19 protein-coding genes and 3 tRNA genes are annotated in these 24009 nt (G+C 38.7%); 7 read left to right on the top strand and 15 right to left on the bottom strand.

Annotated elements, in window-relative coordinates; all coding sequences use genetic code 11:
• Positions 1 to 417: 417 nt before the first annotated feature.
• The 5 genes from glnA to MSG95_RS00920 all read left to right on the top strand — a co-directional run bounded on the left by glnA (position 418) and on the right by MSG95_RS00920 (position 5065).
• Positions 418 to 1833, top strand: coding sequence for a type I glutamate--ammonia ligase (gene glnA / locus MSG95_RS00940; protein WP_171057781.1), 1416 nt, complete (start codon positions 418 to 420; stop codon positions 1831 to 1833).
• Positions 1834 to 1958: 125 nt separating this feature from the next.
• Positions 1959 to 2468, top strand: a complete 510-nt coding sequence (locus MSG95_RS00935) for a chorismate--pyruvate lyase family protein (RefSeq protein ID WP_004700378.1) — start codon at positions 1959 to 1961, stop codon at positions 2466 to 2468.
• A complete protein-coding gene (gene ubiA, locus MSG95_RS00930) occupies positions 2465 to 3343 on the top strand; it encodes a 4-hydroxybenzoate octaprenyltransferase (RefSeq protein WP_004700380.1) in 879 nt (292 codons plus the stop codon). The genes MSG95_RS00935 and ubiA overlap by 4 nt, the downstream gene beginning before the upstream one ends.
• Positions 3344 to 3453: 110 nt before the next feature.
• Positions 3454 to 4761 carry an alpha/beta hydrolase family protein gene (locus tag MSG95_RS00925; RefSeq protein ID WP_324624567.1) on the top strand — a complete coding sequence of 436 codons (1308 nt, stop codon included), beginning with the start codon at positions 3454 to 3456 and terminating at the stop codon, positions 4759 to 4761.
• A gap of 103 nt (positions 4762 to 4864) precedes the next feature.
• The gene (locus MSG95_RS00920; protein ID WP_004700385.1) at positions 4865 to 5065 is read left to right on the top strand and encodes a hypothetical protein; all 201 of its coding nucleotides are present in this window, start codon (positions 4865 to 4867) and stop codon (positions 5063 to 5065) included.
• Positions 5066 to 5076: 11 nt separating this feature from the next.
• Here MSG95_RS00920 and MSG95_RS00915 read toward each other — a convergent pair whose 3' ends face one another.
• The 6 genes from MSG95_RS00915 to MSG95_RS00890 form a co-directional block, all read right to left on the bottom strand.
• Entirely contained in the window at positions 5077 to 5520 is a 444-nt protein-coding gene (locus tag MSG95_RS00915) for a DUF2726 domain-containing protein (RefSeq protein ID WP_004700388.1), read from the bottom strand.
• A 56-nt stretch (positions 5521 to 5576) separates the two neighbouring features.
• Positions 5577 to 5652 (bottom strand) — tRNA-Asn (locus MSG95_RS00910).
• A 181-nt stretch (positions 5653 to 5833) separates the two neighbouring features.
• Positions 5834 to 5909: transfer RNA gene (locus tag MSG95_RS00905), tRNA-Asn, on the bottom strand.
• Positions 5910 to 5917: 8 nt separating this feature from the next.
• Positions 5918 to 5993: transfer RNA gene (locus MSG95_RS00900), tRNA-Asn, on the bottom strand.
• 146 nt (positions 5994 to 6139) lie between these two features.
• Positions 6140 to 6766 carry a superoxide dismutase gene (locus MSG95_RS00895; protein WP_004700390.1) on the bottom strand — a complete coding sequence of 209 codons (627 nt, stop codon included), beginning with the start codon at positions 6764 to 6766 and terminating at the stop codon, positions 6140 to 6142.
• Positions 6767 to 6911: 145 nt separating this feature from the next.
• On the bottom strand, positions 6912 to 7670 hold the full coding sequence (locus MSG95_RS00890; protein WP_004700393.1) for a Nif3-like dinuclear metal center hexameric protein: 759 nt from the start codon (positions 7668 to 7670) through the stop codon (positions 6912 to 6914).
• Positions 7671 to 7864: 194 nt separating this feature from the next.
• Between MSG95_RS00890 and MSG95_RS00885 the strand changes: the two genes are divergently transcribed.
• Positions 7865 to 9040, top strand: a complete 1176-nt coding sequence (locus MSG95_RS00885) for a S1C family serine protease (RefSeq protein WP_004700395.1) — start codon at positions 7865 to 7867, stop codon at positions 9038 to 9040.
• A gap of 49 nt (positions 9041 to 9089) precedes the next feature.
• Here the strand turns inward: MSG95_RS00885 and MSG95_RS00880 are convergent, their stop codons facing one another.
• The 6 genes from MSG95_RS00880 to ahcY form a co-directional block, all read right to left on the bottom strand.
• Complete coding sequence (locus MSG95_RS00880; RefSeq protein ID WP_004700397.1) at positions 9090 to 10328, bottom strand: multifunctional CCA addition/repair protein; 1239 nt, start codon at positions 10326 to 10328, stop codon at positions 9090 to 9092.
• 91 nt (positions 10329 to 10419) lie between these two features.
• Positions 10420 to 12690 carry an NADP-dependent malic enzyme gene (locus MSG95_RS00875; RefSeq protein ID WP_004700400.1) on the bottom strand — a complete coding sequence of 757 codons (2271 nt, stop codon included), beginning with the start codon at positions 12688 to 12690 and terminating at the stop codon, positions 10420 to 10422.
• Positions 12691 to 12926: 236 nt separating this feature from the next.
• Positions 12927 to 15779: a putative bifunctional diguanylate cyclase/phosphodiesterase gene (locus MSG95_RS00870; protein ID WP_324624566.1), complete on the bottom strand. Its 2853-nt coding sequence runs from the start codon at positions 15777 to 15779 to the stop codon at positions 12927 to 12929.
• A gap of 134 nt (positions 15780 to 15913) precedes the next feature.
• Positions 15914 to 16636 carry a 16S rRNA (uracil(1498)-N(3))-methyltransferase gene (locus MSG95_RS00865; protein WP_004700403.1) on the bottom strand — a complete coding sequence of 241 codons (723 nt, stop codon included), beginning with the start codon at positions 16634 to 16636 and terminating at the stop codon, positions 15914 to 15916.
• Between the two features lie 18 nt (positions 16637 to 16654).
• Complete coding sequence (gene metF, locus MSG95_RS00860; RefSeq protein WP_004700404.1) at positions 16655 to 17491, bottom strand: methylenetetrahydrofolate reductase [NAD(P)H]; 837 nt, start codon at positions 17489 to 17491, stop codon at positions 16655 to 16657.
• Between the two features lie 70 nt (positions 17492 to 17561).
• Positions 17562 to 18944 carry an adenosylhomocysteinase gene (gene ahcY, locus MSG95_RS00855; protein ID WP_004700407.1) on the bottom strand — a complete coding sequence of 461 codons (1383 nt, stop codon included), beginning with the start codon at positions 18942 to 18944 and terminating at the stop codon, positions 17562 to 17564.
• Between the two features lie 221 nt (positions 18945 to 19165).
• Between ahcY and MSG95_RS00850 the strand changes: the two genes are divergently transcribed.
• Positions 19166 to 19702: a cysteine peptidase family C39 domain-containing protein gene (locus MSG95_RS00850; RefSeq protein WP_004700408.1), complete on the top strand. Its 537-nt coding sequence runs from the start codon at positions 19166 to 19168 to the stop codon at positions 19700 to 19702.
• 38 nt (positions 19703 to 19740) lie between these two features.
• On the opposite strand, the gene MSG95_RS00845 is transcribed toward MSG95_RS00850, so the two are convergent.
• From MSG95_RS00845 to lipA, 3 genes are all read right to left on the bottom strand, one after another.
• A complete protein-coding gene (locus MSG95_RS00845; RefSeq protein ID WP_000043120.1) occupies positions 19741 to 20124 on the bottom strand; it encodes a carboxymuconolactone decarboxylase family protein in 384 nt (127 codons plus the stop codon).
• A 103-nt stretch (positions 20125 to 20227) separates the two neighbouring features.
• Positions 20228 to 22693, bottom strand: coding sequence for an acyl-CoA dehydrogenase (locus MSG95_RS00840; RefSeq protein ID WP_004700411.1), 2466 nt, complete (start codon positions 22691 to 22693; stop codon positions 20228 to 20230).
• Between the two features lie 279 nt (positions 22694 to 22972).
• A complete protein-coding gene (lipA, locus tag MSG95_RS00835; RefSeq protein WP_004700412.1) occupies positions 22973 to 23986 on the bottom strand; it encodes a lipoyl synthase in 1014 nt (337 codons plus the stop codon).
• Between the last annotated feature and the right edge of the window lie 23 nt (positions 23987 to 24009).

Genomic DNA, 24009 nt, shown 5'->3' with positions numbered 1-24009 from the left:
TAATGAGTTAGCTTGACTCATTTAAGCATCGTAAAAATGAGTGAGATCTATGGCTTTAAGACCCGTAAATTTTTTTGTGTAATCTGATAACAATCTCAACATTATATATAAGAAAGTATTATGATCAGAAATGACTGTTAGAAATTGATGCAGCGGGTTATATCAGTGCAACAATTTTGCACTAAATTAGGGCAATAATGAGCTGTTTAAATATGCCATAATTTGAAAATGTGTGAATATGGTGCATTTGCACATTCAAACAGTATAATGGGTTCAAGACAAGGGGCCTAAATCATGAATAGATATAAGTAATTCAATGTTTTAGGTAAGTCTTATAAAGTTGGTATGAGAATTGCTTTATAAATACCAGCAACTAACACGCACTCAACAAGTGCAACAAAATTTCATTGGAGCAAAATGAGCATGGCGAACAAGGTCCTTCAACTCATACAAGAAAGTGGCGCAAAATGGGTCGATTTTCGCTTTACTGATACTAAGGGTAAAGAACAGCACGTAACTTACCCAGCTGATTCTATTGATGAAGATACTTTTGAAGACGGTAAAATGTTTGATGGTTCTTCAATCGCTGGTTGGAAAGGCATTGAAGCGTCTGACATGATCTTACGTCCAGATGCAGAAACTGGTTTCATCGACCCGTTCTTTGCTGAACCAACTGTAGTTGTGACTTGTGACGTTATTGAACCTTCAACTGGTCAAGGTTATGAGCGTGACCCACGTTCGATTGCTCGCCGTGCAGAAGAATACTTAAAATCTACAGGTATCGGTGATACTGCATTCTTCGGTCCAGAACCAGAATTCTTTGTATTTGACGAAGTGAAATGGGACATCGATATGTCTGGCGCTCGTCATACATTAATCGCTGAAGAAGCTGCTTGGTCTACTGGTAACAGCTATGAGTCTGGTAACTCTGGTCACCGTCCACGTGTGAAAGGCGGTTACTTCCCAGTTCCTCCAGTTGATTCTTCACAAGATATGCGTGCAGAAATGTGTGCAAAAATCGAAGACATCATGGGTCCAGGTCGTGTAGAAGTACATCACCACGAAGTTGCTTCTTGCCAGTTAGAAATTGGTGTGAGCTTCAATACTCTTGTTCGTAAAGCTGACGAAGTTCAACAGTTTAAATATGCTGTTTGGAACGTTGCACATCAATATGCAAAAACAGCTACGTTTATGCCTAAACCAATGGTAGGTGATAACGGTTCTGGTATGCATGTTCACATGTCTATCTCTAAAGATGGCAAGAACTTGTTTGCTGGTGATGAATATGCAGGCCTTTCAGAAATGGCGTTGTACTTCATCGGTGGTATCATCAAGCATGCTCGTGCATTGAATGCAATCACAAACCCATCTACAAACTCGTACAAGCGTTTGGTTCCTCACTTCGAAGCACCAATTATGCTTGCTTACTCAGCACGAAACCGTTCTGCGTCTATCCGTATTCCATACGTTTCAAGCCCTAAAGGTAAGCGTATCGAAGCTCGTTTCCCAGACCCAATGATGAACCCGTACTTAGGTTTCGCTGCATTGTTAATGGCTGGTATCGACGGTATCCAAAACAAGATCCATCCGGGCGAAGCTGCTGACAAGAACTTGTATGATCTTCCTCCAGAAGAAGAAGCAAAAATCCCAACAGTTGCTCATAGCTTAGATATGGCTCTTGAAGCACTTCAAGCAGATCACGAATTCTTGTTAAAAGGCGGCGTGTTCACTAAAGAAATGCTTGATGCATACATCGAACTTAAAACTGAAGATGTACGTCGTCTTAACACGACTACTCACCCAGTTGAATTCGATATGTACTACAGCTTGTAATACGTATTTCATAAAAAAGCCTGCTTATGCAGGCTTTTTTATTGCTTGGAATGTTGATTGAATTCTCTACGTTTTTTATCAAAAAATTGGGGTAAACTAGGTGCGAGTTTTCATGTGAGCAGATTATGCGTAAACGTCAACCAGTACTTAAACAGGAACAAGTTTTAAATCCTGCATTGAAAACATGGTTGTATGCGTCTGGTTCTCTGACACAACAATTGACTGAACTTGGCAGTGGACAGTTCAGCGTAAAACCTTTCAAAGAACATTTTCAACGGTTAACTTTTGCAGACAGTCAATGGATGAATATGCCTCATACCCACACTTCATGGGTGAGGGAAACTTATTTATATGGTTGCGAAGTAGAGCCGTGGGTTAAAGCAAAAAGTATTTTTCCAATTCAAAGCTTACAAAAAAAAGCCCGTATATTTCAGCATATTGGTTCTAAACCGATAGGCCGTTTTTTATTTCAAAGAACAACTCCACTGTGTGATCGCCGTGTTATTCGCTTACCAGAAGGCTGGACGCGACAAAGTTGCTATACTTGGCATGGGTGTAAATTTATTGTTCAAGAAACATTCTTACCAGCTTTTGAAGCTTTTTTATATCAGCAGCACGACAAGGAATTACTATGACGACTGCAACAGGTACAACATGGCGTCAGCGTTTAGAAGCTTATTATTATCTATGTCGATTTGATAAGCCAATTGGAACCGAGCTGGTGTTTTGGCCAACCATGTGGGCACTTTGGGTTGCAGCAGAGGGAATGCCACCTCTACATATTCTTTTAGCGATGGTATTAGGTACAATTTTTATGCGTGCTGCTGGATGTGCTATTAATGACTTTGCTGATCGTAAAGTGGATGGTCATGTAGAACGTACAAAAACTCGTCCTTTGGCAACTGGTGTAATTCGCCCAAGAGAAGCTATATATGTATTTTTAGCTTTAGTATTTGCAAGTGCTTGTACGCTTTTCTTTTTACCTATCGCGACATTTTATTGTGCGTTAGGAGGGTTGGTTTTAGCATTTATATATCCTTTCATGAAAAGATATACCCATTTACCTCAAGTCGTATTAGGTATGGCATTTTCTTGGGGCATTCCAATGTCTTTTACAGCAATGGGTAAGCCTTTAGATTTAACTTGTTGGTTGCTCTATTTTGGCAATTTGGCTTGGACAGTGGCTTATGACACTCAATACGCAATTACAGACCGTGAATATGATTTAAAAATTGGCGTGAAATCTACCGCTATTCTTTTTGGGCGTTATGACATCCAAATTATTGCACTTTTACAAGTAACCAGCCTTGTTTTGATTGGAAGCGCATTATATTTAGAAAATATTTTATTTCCATGGGCGACCATTGCTTTGGTTTTAGTGGCATTCGATTTTATATATCAAACAATTAAAACCAAAGACCGCAATCCTCAGGTTTGTTTCTGGGCATTTCGTCACAATCGCTGGGTTGGATTAATCATTTTTCTAGGAATATTTTTAAATTTCATATAGTAAAAATGACCGTAAGGTTGAAAAGTGTTCTATGCAGAGCACTTTTTTTATGTCTTAATATTTGTGCATAAAAAATATGCGGAATAAATAACACATAAAAAGGATATTTTATGAAACGGTCAAACATTGCTTTAGCTATAACATTATCAGTTTCAGCATTATTTCTTACAGCGTGTAATGACAATAATGATGACTATATTGGTGTAAATCCTGATCAAACCTATATTTCTGAGAAAACTTATTCTCAAGATAGTTTAAGCGGTGCCGCATCTATTAAAGTTATGACTTATAACATGGAGAATGTACAAGGCAAAACTGCTCAAGCAACAGCTCTTGTTATGTTCCCTAAAATTGCACAACCTAAAGATGGCTATCGGGTGGTGGTATGGGAGCATGGAACAGTAGGTGTAGGAGATGGCTGCGCACCAAGCAATAATACAATTAATCCACGTTTCAAAATTTTAGCGGATACATTATTGGCAGCAGGCTATGTTGTGATAGCCCCAGATTATGAAGGTTTAGGTACGCGTGGAATGCATCCATACCTTAATTTGGGAAGTGAAGCTAAATCTGCAATTGCAGCTGTTAAAGCGGCAAAAGATCATTATGGTAATCAGCTAAACGGTGCATGGATGTCGATTGGGCAGTCTCAAGGTGGGCATGCTTCTCTAGGTACTGCGGAATTTGCAAATAACGACACCAACTATAAAGGTGCAGTTGCAACGGCACCAGCTTCTAGTCTTGGCTATATTATTTCTGTAGTGGCACCACAAGCAATTCAAGATATTCTTAAAAAAGAGCAAGCCGGTACAGCACCTATTGGTACGGCTGTAGAAGTTTATGCTGAGCTACTTGCATATGCTGCATATACCACAGTAGGTATTACGGCTTATGAACCTAAATTTAATTATCGTGAGATTTTCCAACAACGGTCACAAAGTATAGCTGAGTTCGCAGAGGGTACCACAGGCGAAAATGGTATGTGCTTAACCGATTTACATAATAAATTTGCGGCTGATATCCGTGATTATCTTGCGACTAATGCTGGTAAAGTAGTTACAGATTATCCAGGTTTAGCTGGTAATTTCCAAGAAAACCCAACTGTGAAAAAATTCTTGACTGATAACCAGCCTGCGACTAAAAAAATTAATTCACCTGTCATGATCGTTCAAGGTACTGCTGATATGGCTGTACCATATCCAGTTACAGATGCCTTGCAAAATGGTCTTAAAAAAATGGGAACTGATGTGACGTTTGTACCTGTTCTAGGGGCTGCTCACACTCAAGCGATTGTATGTAGAAATGCTGAAATTTATCAATTTGTTCAATCTAAGATGCCAGCTAAAACAAATATAGTGCTTGATCCATCGGTAATAGATGCTAGTAAAAATGTTGAATGTACAGGATTAGCACAATAAATGTGTATTTAAAATATTCAAATTAAAAGGGTCCAAAAGTGGGCCCTTTTTGTTATATTGTTACGCATTCTGAAAATTGATACCGTTCGAGTTTAAAACACTTATGAGCCAGCAACCTGTTGAAAAAAAGTCTGTTCCGTGGTTATTAATGGGATTAGGTTTGCTTATTCCTTTTTTGATTATTGGGATACTTTTCTTTGCTGCAAAAAGTGATGCTAAGAATAAAAAGCAGTATGAGCAGCAACGTTTAGAAATGGAAAAAAGAATAGCTGAGAAAGAAGCTGCAAGTTCTGAAAAGAAATAATAGCAGTGCTGTTAATGAATATCCTTTTGTAGCTGGCGTACGCTAGGGATGCTTGTATAACGTTTTACGATATATCCTGCTTCTGTAAGCATTTGATCACGCATACGGTCTTCTTCTACTTTCTCAAGATGGGTAGGGTCGTCTAACTCAATGATTGCGATGACTTCCATTTTGTCGTTTAGCACAACAAAGTCGGTAACTTTACGGTTGAACTGACTACGAACTTTATAATCATTACTGGTAATTAATGCGCTAAAGGCCACTTGAGCTAAAACATGGTAACTAGGGAAACTCTGTTTCAAACGGATAAACATCTGAGTTTCAAAATTAGTAATGACAGGGCGGGCAAAGAATTTTTGTTTTTGAAATAAATAGGGACGTAAACAAACGACAAGAAAAATACAGGTGCTTAAGCAGCCTAAAATAATAAAAAATAAATGACTCGATTCGAACATGTGACAACATCATACAAATAAAAACCCACTCGTAATGAGTGGGTTTTTAAGAATCTTGGCTCTCCCACCTGGGCTCGAACCAGGGACCTGCGGATTAACAGTCCGTCGCTCTACCGACTGAGCTATGGGAGAATCTGGAAAAGGATTTTAGGGAGGAAAGGGAGCTAGGTCAAGGGCTAATAAGAGAATTAAAGAGAATATCTAATCGTTTGGTTTAAAAATACACGAAACATTGATTTTATTCAAAATAATGGAAAATTATTAAATCCTTAGAAAAGAAAAAGCCCACAATAAATGTGGGCTTTTAGAATCTTGGCTCTCCCACCTGGGCTCGAACCAGGGACCTGCGGATTAACAGTCCGTCGCTCTACCGACTGAGCTATGGGAGATTAGTAGATGGCTCTCCAACCTGGGCTCGAACCAGGGACCTGCGGATTAACAGTCCGTCGCTCTACCGACTGAGCTATTGGAGAATCTGATGCGCATTTTATGGATGAAATCTAAATGCGTCAATAAGAATATTAAAGAAAATGAATCGTTTGCTTGATTAATATGCTTTTACTGCACTAAAAACAAAAAAACCACCCTAAAAAGGGTGGTTTTTTATAAAGAAATAAAATTATTTCTCTACACCAGCTGGTTGACCTGCAAGTTTTGCATTTGCATAGTCCCAGTTCACAAGGCTTTCTAAGAAAGTTGAGATGTATTTAGGACGTAAGTTACGGAAATCGATGTAGTAAGCATGTTCCCATACGTCAATTGTTAATACAGCAATTTGGCCGTGTGCAAGTGGAGTGTCTGCATTAGAAGTTTTAGTAATAGAAAGTTTACCGTTTACTTCATCAGCAACTAACCAAGCCCAACCTGAACCGAACTGAGTTGTTGCAGCAGCAGCGAATTCTTCTGCAAATTTTTCGTAGCTACCGAAAGCTTCGTCAATTTTAGCAGCGATTGCGCCAGTAGGCTTACCACCACCATTTGGTTTCATGCTGTTCCAGTAGAAAGTGTGGTTCCAAACTTGAGCAGCATTGTTGAAAATACCAGCTTTCGAAGCATCACCAGCAGTTGCTTTAATGATTTCTTCTAAAGTTTTACCTTCAAGGTCAGTGCCTTTAATTAAGTTGTTTAAGTTAACAACATAGGTATTGTGGTGTTTGTCGTGATGGTATTCTAAAGTTTCTTTACTGATATGTGGCGCTAAATCATCATAGCCATATGGAAGTGCAGGTAAAGTAATGGTTGTCATGTTCCTATTCCTTGCATTTGCTGGGTTATACAATTAAGTGGCTCTATTGTAAATGATTCTGGTAACAATAGGGCATCGTTTTAAAGAACTATACACAATAAAGATCTAATTAATACGCATAACACAGATTGAAAAAAAAACTTAATTAAATCGGATTATTCAATTCAAAATATTCAGCTTCAATTGCAAATTGTTTTGAAATGGCTTGGGCCAAACGTTGAACACCATAACGTTCGGTTGCATGGTGACCACAGGCAAAATAATGAACACCTAATTCTTTAGCCTCGTAAAAAGTTCGTTCACTCACTTCACCAGAAATATAAGCATCACAGTTTTGTAAAGCCGCTTTAGAAATATAATCTTGAGCACCACCTGTACAGAAGCCTATTTTTTGAATAGTTTGTTTTTCTGCTGGTAAGTGAATGACTTTAAAATCAAAGCTATTTTGTAGTTTTGTTTTAAATTCCTCTACAGAAAGCGCTTGTTCTAAATAACCGATATTACCAATCGGATGTTTTTCGGTTAAATCAAGAGGTTCTAAATTCTGTAAATTTAATTTCTCTGCAATCGCTACATTGTTGCCCAAAGTTGGGTGCGCATCTAACGGCAGATGGTAAGCGACTAATGAAATATTATTTTGAATGAGTTTTTTAATGCGATTACCGCGCATTCCTGTAATTGGGTACGGTTCGCCTTTCCAAAAATAACCGTGGTGTACGAGTAGTAAGTCTGCATTTTGAGCAATTGCTGCATCAATAGCATCTTCGGAAGCAGTAACGGCACAAACGATATGCTTTACTTCAGTTGAACCTTCAATTTGCAGGCCATTTGGTGCGTAATCTTTAAATTCTGCCGCTTTTAAGGTTTGATCACACCACTGAATAATTTCATGCAAATTCGCCATGATATTTCCTGAATTGAGTAGTAAATAATTGCTAAAGCTATAGAAACATATTTTGTTGTGTAACTAAAGCTAGACAAATCTTTTTTGACTTTTTTATGTATATCGACATATTTAATTTAAAATGCGTAATTGAAAACTCTTTTTGTTCAATATATTAATTTAATTAAAAACTTCTTTTCGTAGAGGATATGAACGTGCGCCGCACCTTTACATGGTTACCTTGGGTGTTACTTATTATTGTAATTGCCAGTTTTATCGCATGGCAAAAATACCATCGGCCGAAACCAACTGTTGCAGTTGATGGTGTGCAAATGCCTGCTGAGAAAGTTGAACCACTGGTGGATACTTCTCGAACGGGCGGGGTGGTGTCCTATAGCGCTGCTGTAAAAGTTGCAGCGCCGGCAGTTGTGAATATTTTTACGACCCAGAAAGTTAAACAAAATCATCCTTTATTGAGTGATCCTGTCTTCCGTGAATTTTTTGGAAATCAGGTTCCTGAACAACAACAGCAAAATGAAAATAGCTTAGGATCTGGTGTTATTGTTCGTGCCGATGGTTATATCTTGACGAACAATCATGTGATTGCTCAAGCCGACCAGATTGTAGTTGCTTTACATGACGGACGTCGTGCCGTAGCTACAATTGTCGGGACAGATCCTGATACAGATTTAGCAGTGATTAAAATTGATTTAGATAAGTTACCAGTATTGCCATTTAAATTGAGTGGTAATGAAGTTGGTGATGTTGTCTTAGCAATTGGTAATCCATTTGGTGTGGGTCAAACAGTAACTCAGGGAATTGTTTCCGCAACTGGTCGCTCAGATTTAGGTATCAATACTTACGAAGACTTTATTCAAACAGATGCTGCAATTAACCCAGGTAACTCGGGTGGTGCGTTAATTGATGTCGCAGGTAACTTGATTGGTGTAAATACTGCTATTTTCTCGCAATCTGGTGGTTCATTAGGTATTGGTTTTGCGATCCCTGCTAAAGTTTGCCAACAAGTACTCAACTCTATTTTAAAAGATGGTCGTGTAGTCCGTGGTTGGTTAGGTATTAGTTTACTTCCACCTACGCAAGATGATGTATTAGCACCAAAACAACAGGTCGGAGTTGTAGTTGCTGATGTATTGAAAAATGGTCCAGCAGCTTCAGCTGGTATTAAAGTTGGTGATAAGATTGTTCAAGTAAATAATGAACAGATCACTTCAGCTTCTCACTTAATTAACTATGTGGCTTTACAAGCACCAAATAGCGAAATTAATGTACTGGTTGAACGAGACGGTAAACAACAACACTTTGTTGTGACTGTAGGGGAGCGTAAAGCGCAAAATACCCAATCTCAGTATATTCCGCTTCCAAAGCGTTAAAATCTAAATAAAAAAAGCCTCGTAAAGAGGCTTTTTTTATGATTACTCATTAGGAATGACTAACACTTTGATGCTGATTTTTAAATTCAGTTAAAGCTTCAATTCGATATTGAATGAGCATCTCACCAATTTCAGCACCTTTAATATTTTCAGGTAAATTTTGAACTTTAATAGAGCGAACAATCTGCATGGCTTCAAGCATATATTGAGCTTGAGGATAAGGACGATCTTCTAATCCTAATCTTCCTTTTGCATCACATTCACACGCTTGTACAAAAGCTTCTACTCTTTCAGGACGACGTAAAACATCTAGGCGTTGTAATAGACGCCATAAAGTGCCTGGTTTTAAGGACATAATCTGGTGGCATTTTAAATGTTCTTTGCACACTGATAATGCCAACTGCTTGGTCTGAGTTGGAACTCGTAAACGTTCACACAACTCAGTAACTGGTTTAATACCACGCTCTTCATGCATGATATGGCGAGGAAGCTCATCAGCAGGGGTCAATGCTTTACCAAGATCATGCACTAAAACAGCAAAACGTACATCGAGTGAATAATTCGATTTACAAGCTTGTTGTAATGACATAAGAGTATGAATGCCACAATCTACTTCTGGGTGATATTCAGGACGTTGAGGTACACCAAATAAAGCATCAATTTCAGGGAAAAGATGTTTTAACGCCCCACAATCACGCAGAGTTTGGAAGTAAATGTCTGCATGAGTTTCCATTAAAGCGCGAGAAGTTTCCTTCCAAACACGTTCTGGTGTTAATGCATCTAGTTCACCTGACTCTGCCATAGTTTGCATAAGCTGCAAAGTCTCAGGAGCAATTTGAAAACCATATGGGAAGTATCGTGCTGCAAAACGAGCCACACGTAAAACTCTTAAAGGGTCTTCAGCAAAAGCTTCTGAAACATGACGTAGAGTTTTATTCTCTAAGTCGCTTTGCCCACCATATGGATCGTATATTTTGCCGTCTTGATCCATGGCTATTGCATTAATGGTTAAATCACGACGAATTAAGTCATCTTCTAAGCTTACGGTGGTATCAGTAAAGAATTGAAATCCGTGATATCCCTGACCTGACTTCCGTTCGGTTCGTGCAAGTGCATATTCTTCTTTGGTTTGGGGATGAAGAAACACAGGGAAATCTTTGCCTACAGGTTGGAAACCTTGGGCGAGCATGTGTTCCGGCGTTGCACCGACCACAACATAGTCCTTTTCTTGATAGGGATGCCCAAGTAAATAATCTCGAACAGCACCGCCTACTAAATACACTTGCATGAAAAAACCTCTATTCTTCAAGCAATCATGCTACAGAATAGAGGTTTTCTCAAGTCATTAGAAACGCTTTTCGTAAAAAGCAGTTTCTAAATTACTTTTCTTGTTGTTGAATTTCAGCAACAGTTAAAGCAGTCATATTGATAAGGCGGCGAGTCGTCGCTGTAGGTGTCAAAATATGAACTGGTTTAGCAGCACCTAGCAAAATTGGACCAATGGTAACGTTGTTACCAGAAGTTGCTTTTAGCAAGTTAAATGAAATGTTTGCTGCATCTAGGTTCGGCATAATGAGCAAGTTTGCCGAGCCTTTGAAGCGTGAACCTGGGAATGCAAATTGACGAATGCTTTCATCTAATGCTGCATCACCATGCATTTCACCTTCAACTTCAAGCTCTGGAGCTTGCTCAGATAAAATACGATAAACTTCACGCATTTTTTGAGCGCTTGAATCAGTCTGGTCGCTACCGAAACTTGAGTGAGAAAGTAAAGCTACACGTGGTGTAATACCAAAGCGACGTACTTCTTCAGCTGCTAAAATTGTCATTTCAGCAAGTTGTTCAGCAGTCGGGTTAGTGTTTACATAGGTATCAGCAATAAACAAGTTACGGTCTTCAAGCATTAATGCATTGAGCGTGAAGAAGTTGTTCATACCTTCTTTAAGGCCAATAACGTTGCGTACGAAGTCTAGGTGAATGTTATAGCTACTGTAAGTACCACATAACATACCATCAGCTTTACCAAATTTAACCAGAAGCGATGCGATTAAAGTTGAGCGACGGCGAGCTTCACGTTGAGCATATTCAACAGTAATGCCTTTACGTTGCATTGTTTGGTAGTAGTCTTTCCAAAACTCTTCGTACATCGGGTTTTGTTCTTGATCTACAATCTCAATGTTCACGCCATGTTGTAAACGTAGACCTAATTTTTTGATGTTTGCTTCAATGACTGCAGTACGACCAACTAAAATTGGTTTAGCTAAATCTTCATCAACTGCAATTTGAACAGCACGTAATACGCGTTCATCTTCACCTTCAGCGTATGCAATACGTTTAGGATCTGTTTTTGCTTGAGCGAAGATTGGTTTCATCAAGAATGCAGAGTTATAAACAAACTCAGACAGTTTTTGACGATATGCAGCAAAGTCTTCGATAGGACGAGTTGCCACACCTGAATCCATTGCAGCTTTAGCAACAGCAGGTGCGATTTCTAAAATTAAGCGTTGATCAAGTGGACGTGGAATTAAGTAGTCACGACCAAATGAAGCAGATTTTTCGCCATAAGTAGCAGCATCAGCTTCTACGTGAGCCATACGTGCGATTGCATGTACACAAGCAATTTTCATATCTTCATTAATTGTTGTAGCACCTACGTCAAGTGCACCACGGAAGATATAAGGGAAACATAAAGCGTTGTTTACTTGGTTCGGGTAGTCCGAACGACCAGTTGCCATAATGACATCAGGACGTACTTCATGCGCGTGTTCAGGTAAAATTTCTGGATCTGGGTTTGCCAAAGCAAAGATAATTGGATTTTCAGCCATTAGTTTCACCATGTCTTTGGTGAGAATGCCAGCAGCTGAAAGGCCCAAGAACATATCTGCGCCAGCCATTACTTCATGTAATTGAGTCGCTTTAATGTCTTGTACATAACGTTTTTTAGATTCATCTAAGCCTTCACGTGAAGTCGTAAGAAGACCACGAGAGTCGGCTACAATGATATTTTCTTTATTTACGCCCAAAGCGCAAAGTAAATCTAAACAAGAAAGGGCAGCAGCACCTGCACCTGAAGCAACAATTTTGATTTCTTCAATTTTCTTGTTAACCAGTTGTAGAGCATTTAATAATGCTGAACCTACAATAATACTTGTACCGTGTTGGTCATCATGGAACACAGGAATTTTCATGCGTTCACGAAGTTTCTTCTCGATATAGAAACATTCTGGCGCTTTGATATCTTCAAGGTTAATACCGCCGAAAGTTGGTTCTAATGAAGCAACAATATCAACGATTTTATCTGGATCGTTTTCAGCAATTTCAATATCAAATACGTCAACACCAGCGAACTTTTTGAAAAGAACGCCTTTACCTTCCATTACTGGTTTAGAAGCTAATGGACCAATATTACCTAAACCAAGAACCGCAGTACCGTTACTTACAACAGCAACTAAGTTGCCACGTGCAGTATATTTTGCAGCAGCTGAAGGATCACGTTCAATCTCTAAACATGGAGCAGCAACCCCTGGTGAATAAGCTAGAGCTAAATCTCGTTGGTTGACGAGCTGCTTACTAGGCGTGACGCTGATTTTCCCTGGATTTGGATATTCGTGGTAATTTAAAGCGGCCTGTTTTAAAGATTGATCGTCCATCTGAGTCTCTATTTGATACAAAAAAGCAAACTAGTCAAATCACTCATTTAGGGGGAGGCAATGTGACGCTCTTACTATGCTTTAATTTTTACCAATTAAGAGAATAGTAGACGAATTGCCAATAGCCCCATAGTGAGCTAAATGCTAAAGAATATAACACTACTTCTCTATTTCTCACAGTCAAAAACGCTCATTTTTGGAAAAACCAGTGCATGTAAAATAGACTGTTAAAACAATTATGAAATATGTGTATTTGATTGAAGATATTGCTTAATCTGATTTGGATGAAGTGGGCGACTAAAGAAATAGCCTTGTAAAAAATCACATTGTTGTTTTTGTAGATAAATAACTTGCTCTTCGGTTTCAACACCTTCAGCCACCAGTTTTAACCCCATACTTTTGCCCATCGCAATCATGGCATTGACAATAGCTTCTTGTTTTTGATCGCCGATTTTCGAAATAAAGGCTCGATCAATTTTTAAAACATCGATTGGATATTCTGTCAGGTAAGCTAAAGATGAATAGCCTGTACCAAAGTCATCGAGTGCAATCGAAATATTGCGTTCTTTAATTGAATGCAATAATTTTTTCACATTATCAGTATTGTCTAATAAAGCCGATTCAGTAATTTCGAGTTCTAGATTTGATCCATCGAGTTGATATTTCTCTAAAACTTCATCTAGATCATTCAGTAAAAGTCCACGATGAATTTGTTGGGCAACAATATTTACAGAGACTTGAATATCTGAATAACCTAAGTTTTTCCACTCTTGTAATTGTTTGCCAACCTTATCTAAAACCACTTTACCAATATCGGAAATAAGGCTACTACGTTCGGCAAAAGGAATGAACATATTCGGCATGACTAATTCCTTGTCAGGATGTTGCCAGCGAATTAAGGCTTCAAAACCTTTAAGAGATTTGTCATTTAAATTAATTTTTGGTTGGTAATAAACAATAAATTCATCATTTTGGATGGCTTTGCGTAATTCTTGCTCTAAATCTGCGGTTTTATACGGATTGGTTGCTTTATTGAAATAGTAGCAAATGGTGTTACCACCTAAACGTTTTGCTTCAGATAGTGCTTGTTCGGCATGGTTATTGAGATGGTCAATTTGTCTACCATGCTCTGGAAAGCAGGCAACTCCAATAGAGGCGGTAATAAAATACTCTTGTTGATCAATATAAAATGGAGCATTTAATGCTTGTAAAATATTTTGACAATATTGCTCAATATTAGGATGAATTGGTGATATTTCATAAATAATTGCAAAATCATCACCATTTAAGTAAGCCACTAAAATGGCATTAATGTTGGTGAGGCGTAGACGCTGTGCAAACTGTTTTAGTAATTCATCACCACTATCATTATTTAAAAACTCATTAAACGCTCTAAACCTATCAATATTAATACGTATTAATGCAAGATTTTTAAAGCTATAAGATGGATTAATTAAATACTGGTGTAATTGATTGTAATAATAAAAACGATTAGGAAGATGAGTTAAGCTGTCATAATTTTTTAAATAAGATAAATGTTGCTCTTGCCGCTTTTGTTCGGTTAAATCACGTGCAAAACCAATATAATTAATAACTTGATTATGTTCATCTTTCACAGCATTAATATGGAGCCATAAGTGAACACTTTTACCTGATACAAACTTTTCATCAAATTGACCCATATATTCGCCAGTTTTAAGTAGTTGCTGGGTAATGGAGTCATGAAACTCTTGTTGCTGTAATTTCTGATTTATTGTGATATTGAATAGTTGTTGATTTAACAATTCAGATTTCGAGAAACCAGTTAATTTTTCATAATAGGGATTAACATCAATATAATTCAGTTTATCATCTAAAATAAAAATTCCTTCTGCTGCTTGTTCAAGCACAATAGCGCAAAGTCTCAAATGTTCTTGATCTTTTTTTTCTTGATGAATATCTCTGGTCATTCCCACCATGCGTAAAGCTTTATTGGATTTAGGGTCACGGCTAATGACACGGCCTACATCGTGAATCCAGCGCCAAGAACCATTACGCCGTAGAATACGAAAGGTAATATTGAAGTGATCAGATTTTCCATCTAAATGCTCTTTTAGGCGCTCATCAAATAACTTTCGATCATTAGGATGGATACGTTCTAAAATTGTATTGAGGTGTAAAGATGTACTTTGAGTCTGCTTTTGTCGATCAAAAAAAGTAATTTCTAATTTTTGTTTTTCAATGTCCCAATCCCACGGACGAATACCAGCAGTTTCATGAGCAAATGCTAAATTATGATGATGGCTTTCAAGCTTCTCATTCATTTTGGTTAAATCATAGGTCCTTTCACGTACTTTCTGTTCGAGCAAATGATTATTAAATTGAAGCTGTGCTTCAATATCTTTTAATTTATTTACTTCTTGTTGAAGTTGTATACATAATTCTTCAGCCCATTGCGTATGTTGTTCCGCAACTTGTACGAGTTGTTTATTTTTAAATAGGAGCTGAGAAATTTTTTGGTAGTTGCGTTGAGTTGCGTAAGCACAAAGTAGGGTAGCTAAGAAGGCTAAATTATACGCAAAGTAAAAGGGAAGTTGCGATGTCTGTACATGTGTAAACTGGCTAATAATAAGTGGAACAGTGCTTGGAATAAAAAGTAAATAAAAATATCGGGGTTGCTGAGTTAGAAAGGTAAGACCGATAATATGAGATGAACTAATAAATAATCCAATTAGAATATGAACATCAGAGATAGATATAATTGTAGAAGGAAGAGAGAAATGCAGAACAATTATATTTAATCCCATTAATATCCCTGATACCAAACAAATAGCTTGTAATGTTAAATCAGTTTTTCTAATGAAATTAATGTCACGATAACGTGTTAAAAACTTTGGGATAAATAATAGACAACCAAGACATAAAATAGTGAAACCAATTGACCAAATAAAATTTGTGATGTAAGAAGTAAAGTAACAAGTGAAAATAATGGCCGAAATTAAGCAAAGTAATATTAAGCTAATCAGATACAAGCGAATATATTGAATTGAGAGTCGGAGCTGCTCAATCCTTGTTTGATGCTGTAAATATTCTTCCTGAAGGCCAGACATAAGATTTTTCTATCCTATTTTTTTACATTTATACAGAAAGAATCTGATTTATCAGTGGAAAAGAATTTAAATTAATATTCATACATTAAAAGTAAGTTAACTTTAATTGTTGATTTAATCAATGTTCAATTAGCTTATATGGATAAAAACCGATAATTTAAAATAGATAATGCAACAACAGGCGCAGTTTCGGTGCGTAAAACACGATCTCCAATACACCAGTTCATAAATCCTGCTTGATTAGCTTGTGTAATTTCATTTTCACTTAAACCACCCTCAGGACCAATTAAGAGAGCGAGTTCTGGTTGGATCCCTGCTAATACATCTTTTTGTTCTTTTTCAGGAGCCAAAACAAATTTAGATGCAGGAAGATCAGAAGATTTTAGCCATTCATGAAGAGGGACGGGTGCTAAAACTTCTGGGACAAAGTTAAGCCCGCATTGTTCACAGGCTGCAATTGCAACAGCTTGCCAATGATCTAATTTTTTTTGGTCGCGGTCGTATTTTAAACGCATTTCACAGCGTTCACTGGTTAAAAGCTGAATTTTGCTTACACCAAGTTCGGTGGCTTTTTGAATGGCATAATCCATTCGGTCGCCTTTACTCATGACCTGACCAAGAACAGCTTTAAAAGGGGCATTACGGTTGGCAGGATTAAAATTCTCAATGGCGACAAATGCATTTTTTTTATTAATTTCGGTGAGTGTCGCAAGATATTCGCCACCTTGTCCATTAAATAGAGTCGCTTGTTCTTGTAGTTGTGCGCGTAAAACACGCACCCAATGATGAAATACCGATTCAGTCAGTTGAATTGTTGAGCCAACTGTAAGTTCAGTTTCGATAAAAAAACGATTCATTGGGTACGCCTTACAAAATTAATTTAAACCAAGATCAACAACAAGTTGACGGGTTGGTTCGACTTGATTCATTGAATAGAAGTGTAAGCTTGGTGCACCACCTGCAATCAGGCGCTCGCATAGCTTAACAACAACTTCATGACCGAAAGCTTTAATACTTTCACTGTCATCGCCATAGGCTTGTAATTGCTTACGAATCCAACGAGGAATTTCAGCACCAGTACCATCTGCAAAGCGAATTAAGTTACTTGCATTAGTAATTGGCATAATACCAGGAGCCACTGGAATGTTAATTCCTGCACTTTCCAAGCGCTCTATAAAGTAAAAGTACGAATCTGGATTAAAAAAGAATTGGGTAATTCCTGCATTAGCACCAGCTTGTACTTTTTCAATAAAACGTTGAATATCTGAATCAAGATTTTCAGCTTGAGGATGCATTTCTGGATAAGCTGCAACTTCAATATGAAAATGATCACCTGAGTGCTCACGAATAAAACGTACTAAATCTTGAGCATAAGGAAGCTCGCCAAGTCCAACTTGACCAGATGGTAAGTCGCCACGTAAAGCGACAATACGGTCAATACCTTGTGCCTTGTATAAATTGAGTAGTTCAGCAATACGCGCTTTATCATCACCAATACAAGAAAGGTGAGGGGCAACCGGTGTACCTTTGCCATTGAAATCATCAATAGCAGCAAGCGTGCGTTCGCGAGTAGAGCCACCAGCTCCATAAGTAATCGAGAAAAACTCAGGGTTTAATAGCTGTAGTTCTTGGTGAACAATACGCAGTTTTTCAGCACCGGCATCGGTTTTTGGCGGGAAAAACTCAAAAGAAATAGGTGTACGTTTAGTCATGTCAAATCCTTGTAAACAGCGAAACATTTTAGAAAAAAGGGCAGTCGGTTCACCGTCTGCCCTTAAGTTCTTAGTATTTGTAAGCGTCAGACTTGAATGGTCCCTCAACAGCAACGCCTAAGTAATCGGCTTGCTTTTGAGTTAACTGGGTAAGTACACCACCGAAACCTGCAACCATTGCTGCAGCAACTTCTTCGTCAAGTTTCTTAGGAAGAACTTCTACACGAATTTTTGCAGCTTTTTCGTTTGCAGGAAGGTCAGCAAATTTCTCTTGGAATAAGTGAATTTGACCTAAAACTTGGTTAGCAAAAGAACCGTCCATCACGCGTGATGGGTGACCAGTTGCATTACCTAGGTTTACAAGGCGACCTTCAGAGAGAAGGATAAGGTAGTTATTTTCGTCTTCTGAACGATAAACTTGGTGAACTTGTGGCTTAACTTCAACCCACTTGTAACCACGTAAATAAGCTGTGTCGATTTCTGTATCGAAGTGACCGATGTTACATACAACTGCACCAGCTTTTAAGCTATCTAACATTGCAGCATCACATACGTGGTAGTTACCAGTAGTCGTTACAACAAGGTCAGTGTTGCCAAGAAGGTCTTGGTTAACATCTTCTTTTTTACCTGTTTGTACGCCGTTTTTGTATGGAGATACAACTTCATAGCCGTCCATACATGCTTGCATTGCACAAATCGGGTCAACTTCTGTTACACGAACAATCATGCCTTCTTGACGTAAAGATTGAGCAGAACCTTTACCTACGTCACCGTAACCAATCACAAGTGCACGGCGGCCAGATAACAACATATCTGTAGCACGTTTGATTGCATCATTTAATGAATGACGGCAGCCATATTTGTTGTCGTTTTTAGACTTAGTAACAGAGTCATTTACGTTAATTGCAGGTACTTTTAAAGTGCCGTCTTTCCACATTTCGATAAGACGTTGAACACCTGTAGTTGTTTCTTCGGTAATACCGTGAATACGTTCTAAAAGAGCAGGGTATTTTTCATGAACAAGAGCAGTTAAGTCACCGCCATCGTCCAAAATCATGTTGGCATCCCAAGGTTGGCCATTTACATTGATCTGTTGTTCTAAGCACCATACATATTCTTCTTCAGTTTCACCTTTCCAAGCAAAAACTGGAATACCGCGAGCAGCAATTGCAGCAGCAGCGTGGTCTTGAGTAGAGAAAATGTTACATGAAGTCCAGCGAACTTCAGCACCTAATTCAACAAGCGTTTCAATAAGAACCGCTGTTTGAATGGTCATGTGGATACAACCAAGAATTTTTGCGCCAGCAAGTGGTTTAGATGCTGCATAGCGTTTACGTAAGCCAATCAAAGCTGGCATTTCTGCTTCAGCAAGTTTGATTTCTTTACGACCGTAGTCAGCAAGTGAGATGTCAGCAACTTTGTAATCTGTAAATGAAGCATTAACCGCGTTCATCAGGATCTCCTAGGAAAAAATAGTATTGATCATTCTGTTCGCGGATGCCGTTGTTGGTTAAAACGAGTGTTTAACCGATCGTCGAGCCTGGCAAATTGATCTTTAGTGCCGATCATTTGTCGCAGCATCCCTCGACTAGCGAAACATTGTACTTGGAAAAGCTTTTAGTGCCAATCCAGTTTTGTTTATTATCTGCTTAATTACGACTTTAGATTTAAATTATGGCCTTAAATATTCCCGAATCTTTGGCAAACCTCGAGGCAAACAGTGGTGTTTTTGCAGTTTGGATGGTGCTAAAGCATTATGGGGTTCAAGTTGATGTTGCTGAGTTGATTAAAGTTTGCCGATATGAGCAAGATGGTACCTATACCATTGCTTTAGCTGTTGCTTTAAAAAAGTTTGGCTTTGATGTTTCATTTTATTCAGATAAAGACCCTAACATTAGCCCCAGCGAACGTATGAGTTATAAAGAGGCAATGGTATTGAACATATCGACAGGGCCTGCTTTGAGCTATCAAGACATTCAAGACGCAATTCAAGATGGGCAAATGGTAATCGTGTACTACGACACTTTAGATGGTGTTGGAAATCAGTCGCTCGTTTATTCTGTAGATTCAAAAGAAATTTGCTTTTTCGATAGTTTTGAGCCGATGTCAGCAACAGTTTTTGAGAACCAGCGTAAAGCAGAAGGGATTTGTCGTCAGGCTATTGTAATTGGTGATCGTAATTTAAATATTTATTCGACTACGTTAAATTAGGTCAAAGTGAGCCAGTAGAGTGCTGGCTCAGATTGAAGTTATTTTTGTTGATATTCTTGAATGACTTCTAAAGCAGCACGAAAGGCTTCTTGAGTAGCAGGCGCGCCGCAATATGGCAGACTATGCAATAAAGTTTCTTGAATCTCTTCAACTGTACAACCATTGTTGAGTGCGCCACGAACATGGCCTTTAAGTTCAGTTGGCGATTTAAGTGCTGTGAGCATTGCTAAAGTAATTAATGAGCGATATTTACGTGGAAGCACACCTTCACGTTGCCAAGTTGATCCCCATGCATGTTCATTAATCCAGTCTTGTAAAGGTTGAGTAAAGGGTACGGTATTTTCTTGGGCACGTTTTACAAAAGCTTCTCCCATCACTTCTGTACGTACTTTTAATCCATTTTCGTAATCTTGCTTAGACATTAATTTCTCCTAAAAATAAAAGCGTCGTGTGACGCTTTTATGGCTATTTATTAATTAATGCGAATCAAAAATGATTGCAATAGTGAATTGGTGGAGGCATCAGTCACACTATTTGATGAGGGTTTGACAAAGGTAGGTCCTTATCGAGTTTTTCATCAAAAACATCGGTAAGCATGCTGTCAAATCGAATTGCGTTGTATTGCAATAATTGTTGAGCTTCGTTTTCAGAAATAAAGCCTTCTTTTATCGCTTGTGCAATATTCTCTTCAAAAGTAAGACCAGTAAACTTGCCTTTGGATTCAGCTTTCTTAAACTTATCCCAAAGCGGTTCAAGGGTTCTTAAAATCTGGAACGTGTGCTCTAGACGGCCAGTAACATCGTTAGGTTCAGTTGAATAGTACACATGGCGTTTGAGTTGCTCTCTAAACGGATGTTCTTCCATCATGAGTTCAGCAACTTGCTGTTTTAACTCATCATCAGGTTTTGCAATCACACGACCTAACGGGAAACAAATCCATTTCACTAAGGCTGCTGGAAGCTTGGCTGGGAAGTTGTCAAATAATCCCCAAAATGCTTCCTGAATATTTAAGAACGCTTTTTGTAATGCTAGTTTTGCATGCAGTTGTTCAGCTTCAGTTTTTTGCCCAGCTTCATAAAACTTTAAAATTGCAGTGGCAATAAACAAGTGTGCATGAATATCAGCTAAACGTCCTGAGAGCATTTCTTTGCGTTTTAAATCTCCTGCAAGTAAACCTAGTGACATATCAGAAACAAGGGCGAAGTTGGCACTAAAACGGTTAATGGTTTTATAGTAACTTGCCGTGAATTGATCTGATGATTGAGGTGCATCACTTGAACCACCTGTCCAACCATAAGCAAATGATTTTGCGCCGCGATTAAAGGTATACGCTAAGTGTTTAAATAACAGGTCATCGAATTTTTGAACTGCATTGGCTTTGTCGTCAGACTGAAGTAATTGTAGCTCTTCAAAAAGATAAGGGTGACAGCGCATTGAACCCTGACCAAAGATCATGAGTGAGCGGGTTAAAATGTTTGCACCTTCGACCGTAATTGCAATAGGAATGGCTTGATAGGTGAGTGCAAGGAAGTTACGAGGTCCAAGCTGAATAGCACGTCCACCGGCAATATCCATACCGTGATTAATGACTTTACGCATAGTTTCTGTTGCATAGTATTTTGCCATGGCAGTCATCACGGCAGGAGTTCCACCTTGATTTAGGCCACATGTTACTAAATAACGAAATGCTTCAAGCATATAGGCATCACTGGCAATTTCACTGCTTGCTTCTTGCACACCTTCAAATTTACCAACAGAAATATTGAACTGTTGACGAATTCTCGCAAAAGCACCTACAGTTAAATAGCTCATTTCACCTGCGGCTGTAGCTAATGCTGGAAGGGAGATACCACGCCCAACACCTAAACACTCCATCAGCATACGCCAGCCTTTACCCGCATTTTCCTGTCCACCAATAATCCAGTCGATAGGAATGAAAACATCTTCCCCCTCAACTGTTCCATTCATAAATGGAGAGCCTGGATAATGGCGTGCTCCTATTTTTACACCTGCGTGGCTTGCAGGAATGAGGGCACAGGTAATACCGTATTCGGTTTTATTTTTATCGCCGAGTAGACCTTCAGGATCATAAAGCTTAAATGCTAAGCCAACTACTGTGGCAATCGGAGCAAGTGTAATCCAGCGTTTAGAGAAATTCATACGCAGGCCAAGGACTTGAGCACCTTCATATTCGCCGTAGCACACCACACCCGAATCTGGAATGGCGCCTGCATCTGAACCAGCTTCAGGACTAGTTAAACCAAAGCATGGAATTTCTTCACCTTTGGCAAGACCCGGTAGATATTGCTGCTTTTGAGCATCTGTACCGTAGTGCATGAGTAGCTCACCGGGTCCTAGGGAATTAGGAACCATGCAGCTTACCGCAGCAGTTAATGAGCGTGACGCAATTTTGCTCATAATGCGGCTTTGAGCAAATGAGCTAAATTCTTTACCACCAAATGATTTTGGAATAATTAGGCCTAAGAAACCTTTATCTTTAATGAACTGCCAAACTTCAGGTGGAAGGTCTTTTAATTGATGATGAATTTCCCATTCATTGAGCATGCTACATAGCACTTCAACTTCATTATCAATAAAACTTTGTTCTTCTGATGAAAGTGTCGGGTAAGGATACTTCTCAAATTGCGACCAATCTGGAGCACCCATAAATAATTCTTTTTCCCACCAACTTGTTCCTGCTTCTAAAGCCTCTTGCTCAGTGGTACTGATGCTCGGCATTGAGTTTGCCAAAGTTTTATATGCAGGTTTTGTAATTAAGCTAAACCGTAAAGGCTTAAACAAAATAATAATGCTAAGAGCAATAACAGGAATCCCTAAAAGCAGTGACCATGGCGTTAAAATGAGTGCAGTAAGGATGGCTACAGCAATCGTAATAACACTACCAATGACTCTATTTAGGTTAAAAAAGAAAATTGCCCATATTGCAATAAGCTGAATGACAATACTTAAAACAAAGAGTAGGAAAATCATACTTGCTCCTTGCTAGATAAGCCCTCAAGTTAGACGTTACAAAAGGCGAGGAGAGATTTAAGGCTTAACTAGCTCATTTTTAATGCTGTTTAAATTTGATTTTTTATGTCGCAATTGATCTATATGCTAGAGCAGGGATATATCGTACTTTTAGGTATAAGATATTTTTGAGTGAAAGTGTAATAGCTTGTTTTATCTATTTGTCAAGAAATGTTATTGATTTTCTTATACAAATAAAAAGCCCTCAGTATTAGAGGGCTTTTTATAGAAATTTAATTTTTAAGCTTCGACGACTTGAACAGCGATTTTTTTAGCTGGATCTACTTTACGACGAACTTCTGGTACTGGCTCACCGTGATATTGACGGTCAGCAAAGTAACTCGAACGAACCATTGGCGCAGACCAGATGTTTCTAAAACCAAGTTTACGGCCATGCTCTGCATAACGCTCAAACTCTTCTGGTGTTACAAAGCGGTCAATTGGTGCGTGTTGTTTTGAAGGTTGCAAGTATTGACCAATAGTCACATAGTCGACATCGTGAGCACGTAAGTCATCAAGCAATGCAATGACTTCTTCTTCAGTTTCACCAATACCTACCATCAAACCACATTTTGTCGGGATGTCAGGGCAGTATTCTTTAAACATTTTCAATAAGTTTAAAGAATGTTGGTAATCTGAACCTGGACGCATCGCTTTATAGAGACGAGGTACAGTCTCAATATTATGGTTGAAAACATCTGGCGGACATTCAGTCATAATGCGTAAAGCAATATCCATACGTCCACGGAAGTCTGGAACTAAAATTTCAAGTAATGTGCTTGGACTAAGCGCACGAGCTTCCTTAATACAGTCCACAAAATGTTGTGCACCGCCGTCAAGTAAGTCATCACGGTCAACCGAAGTAATTACTGCATATTTGAGTTTAAGATTGGCAATAGTCTCTGCCATGTGACGAGGTTCATCAGGGTCTAATGCATTTGGTCGACCATGTGCGACATCACAGAACGGGCAACGACGTGTACAAATATCACCCATAATCATGAATGTTGCTGTACCACCACCAAAGCATTCTGGTAGGTTAGGACAAGCTGCTTCTTCACAAACGGTATGGAGTTTTTGAGCACGTAAAGTGGTTTTAATACGCTGAACTTCTTCTGGTGCCGTCATCTTGACACGAATCCAGTCAGGTTTACGCGGCACTTCAACCGTAGGTACAACTTTTACAGGAATTCTTGCGACTTTTTCTGCGCCACGAAGTTTTACACCCTGTTCAGGTTTACGGTGTTCTGACATATTTAACTTTTCCACTCGTTTAT

Source organism: Acinetobacter sp. IK23 (assembly GCF_035615275.1).
GTDB lineage: Bacteria > Pseudomonadota > Gammaproteobacteria > Pseudomonadales > Moraxellaceae > Acinetobacter > Acinetobacter seifertii.
This window is presented reverse-complemented; position numbering and strand designations above follow the sequence as displayed.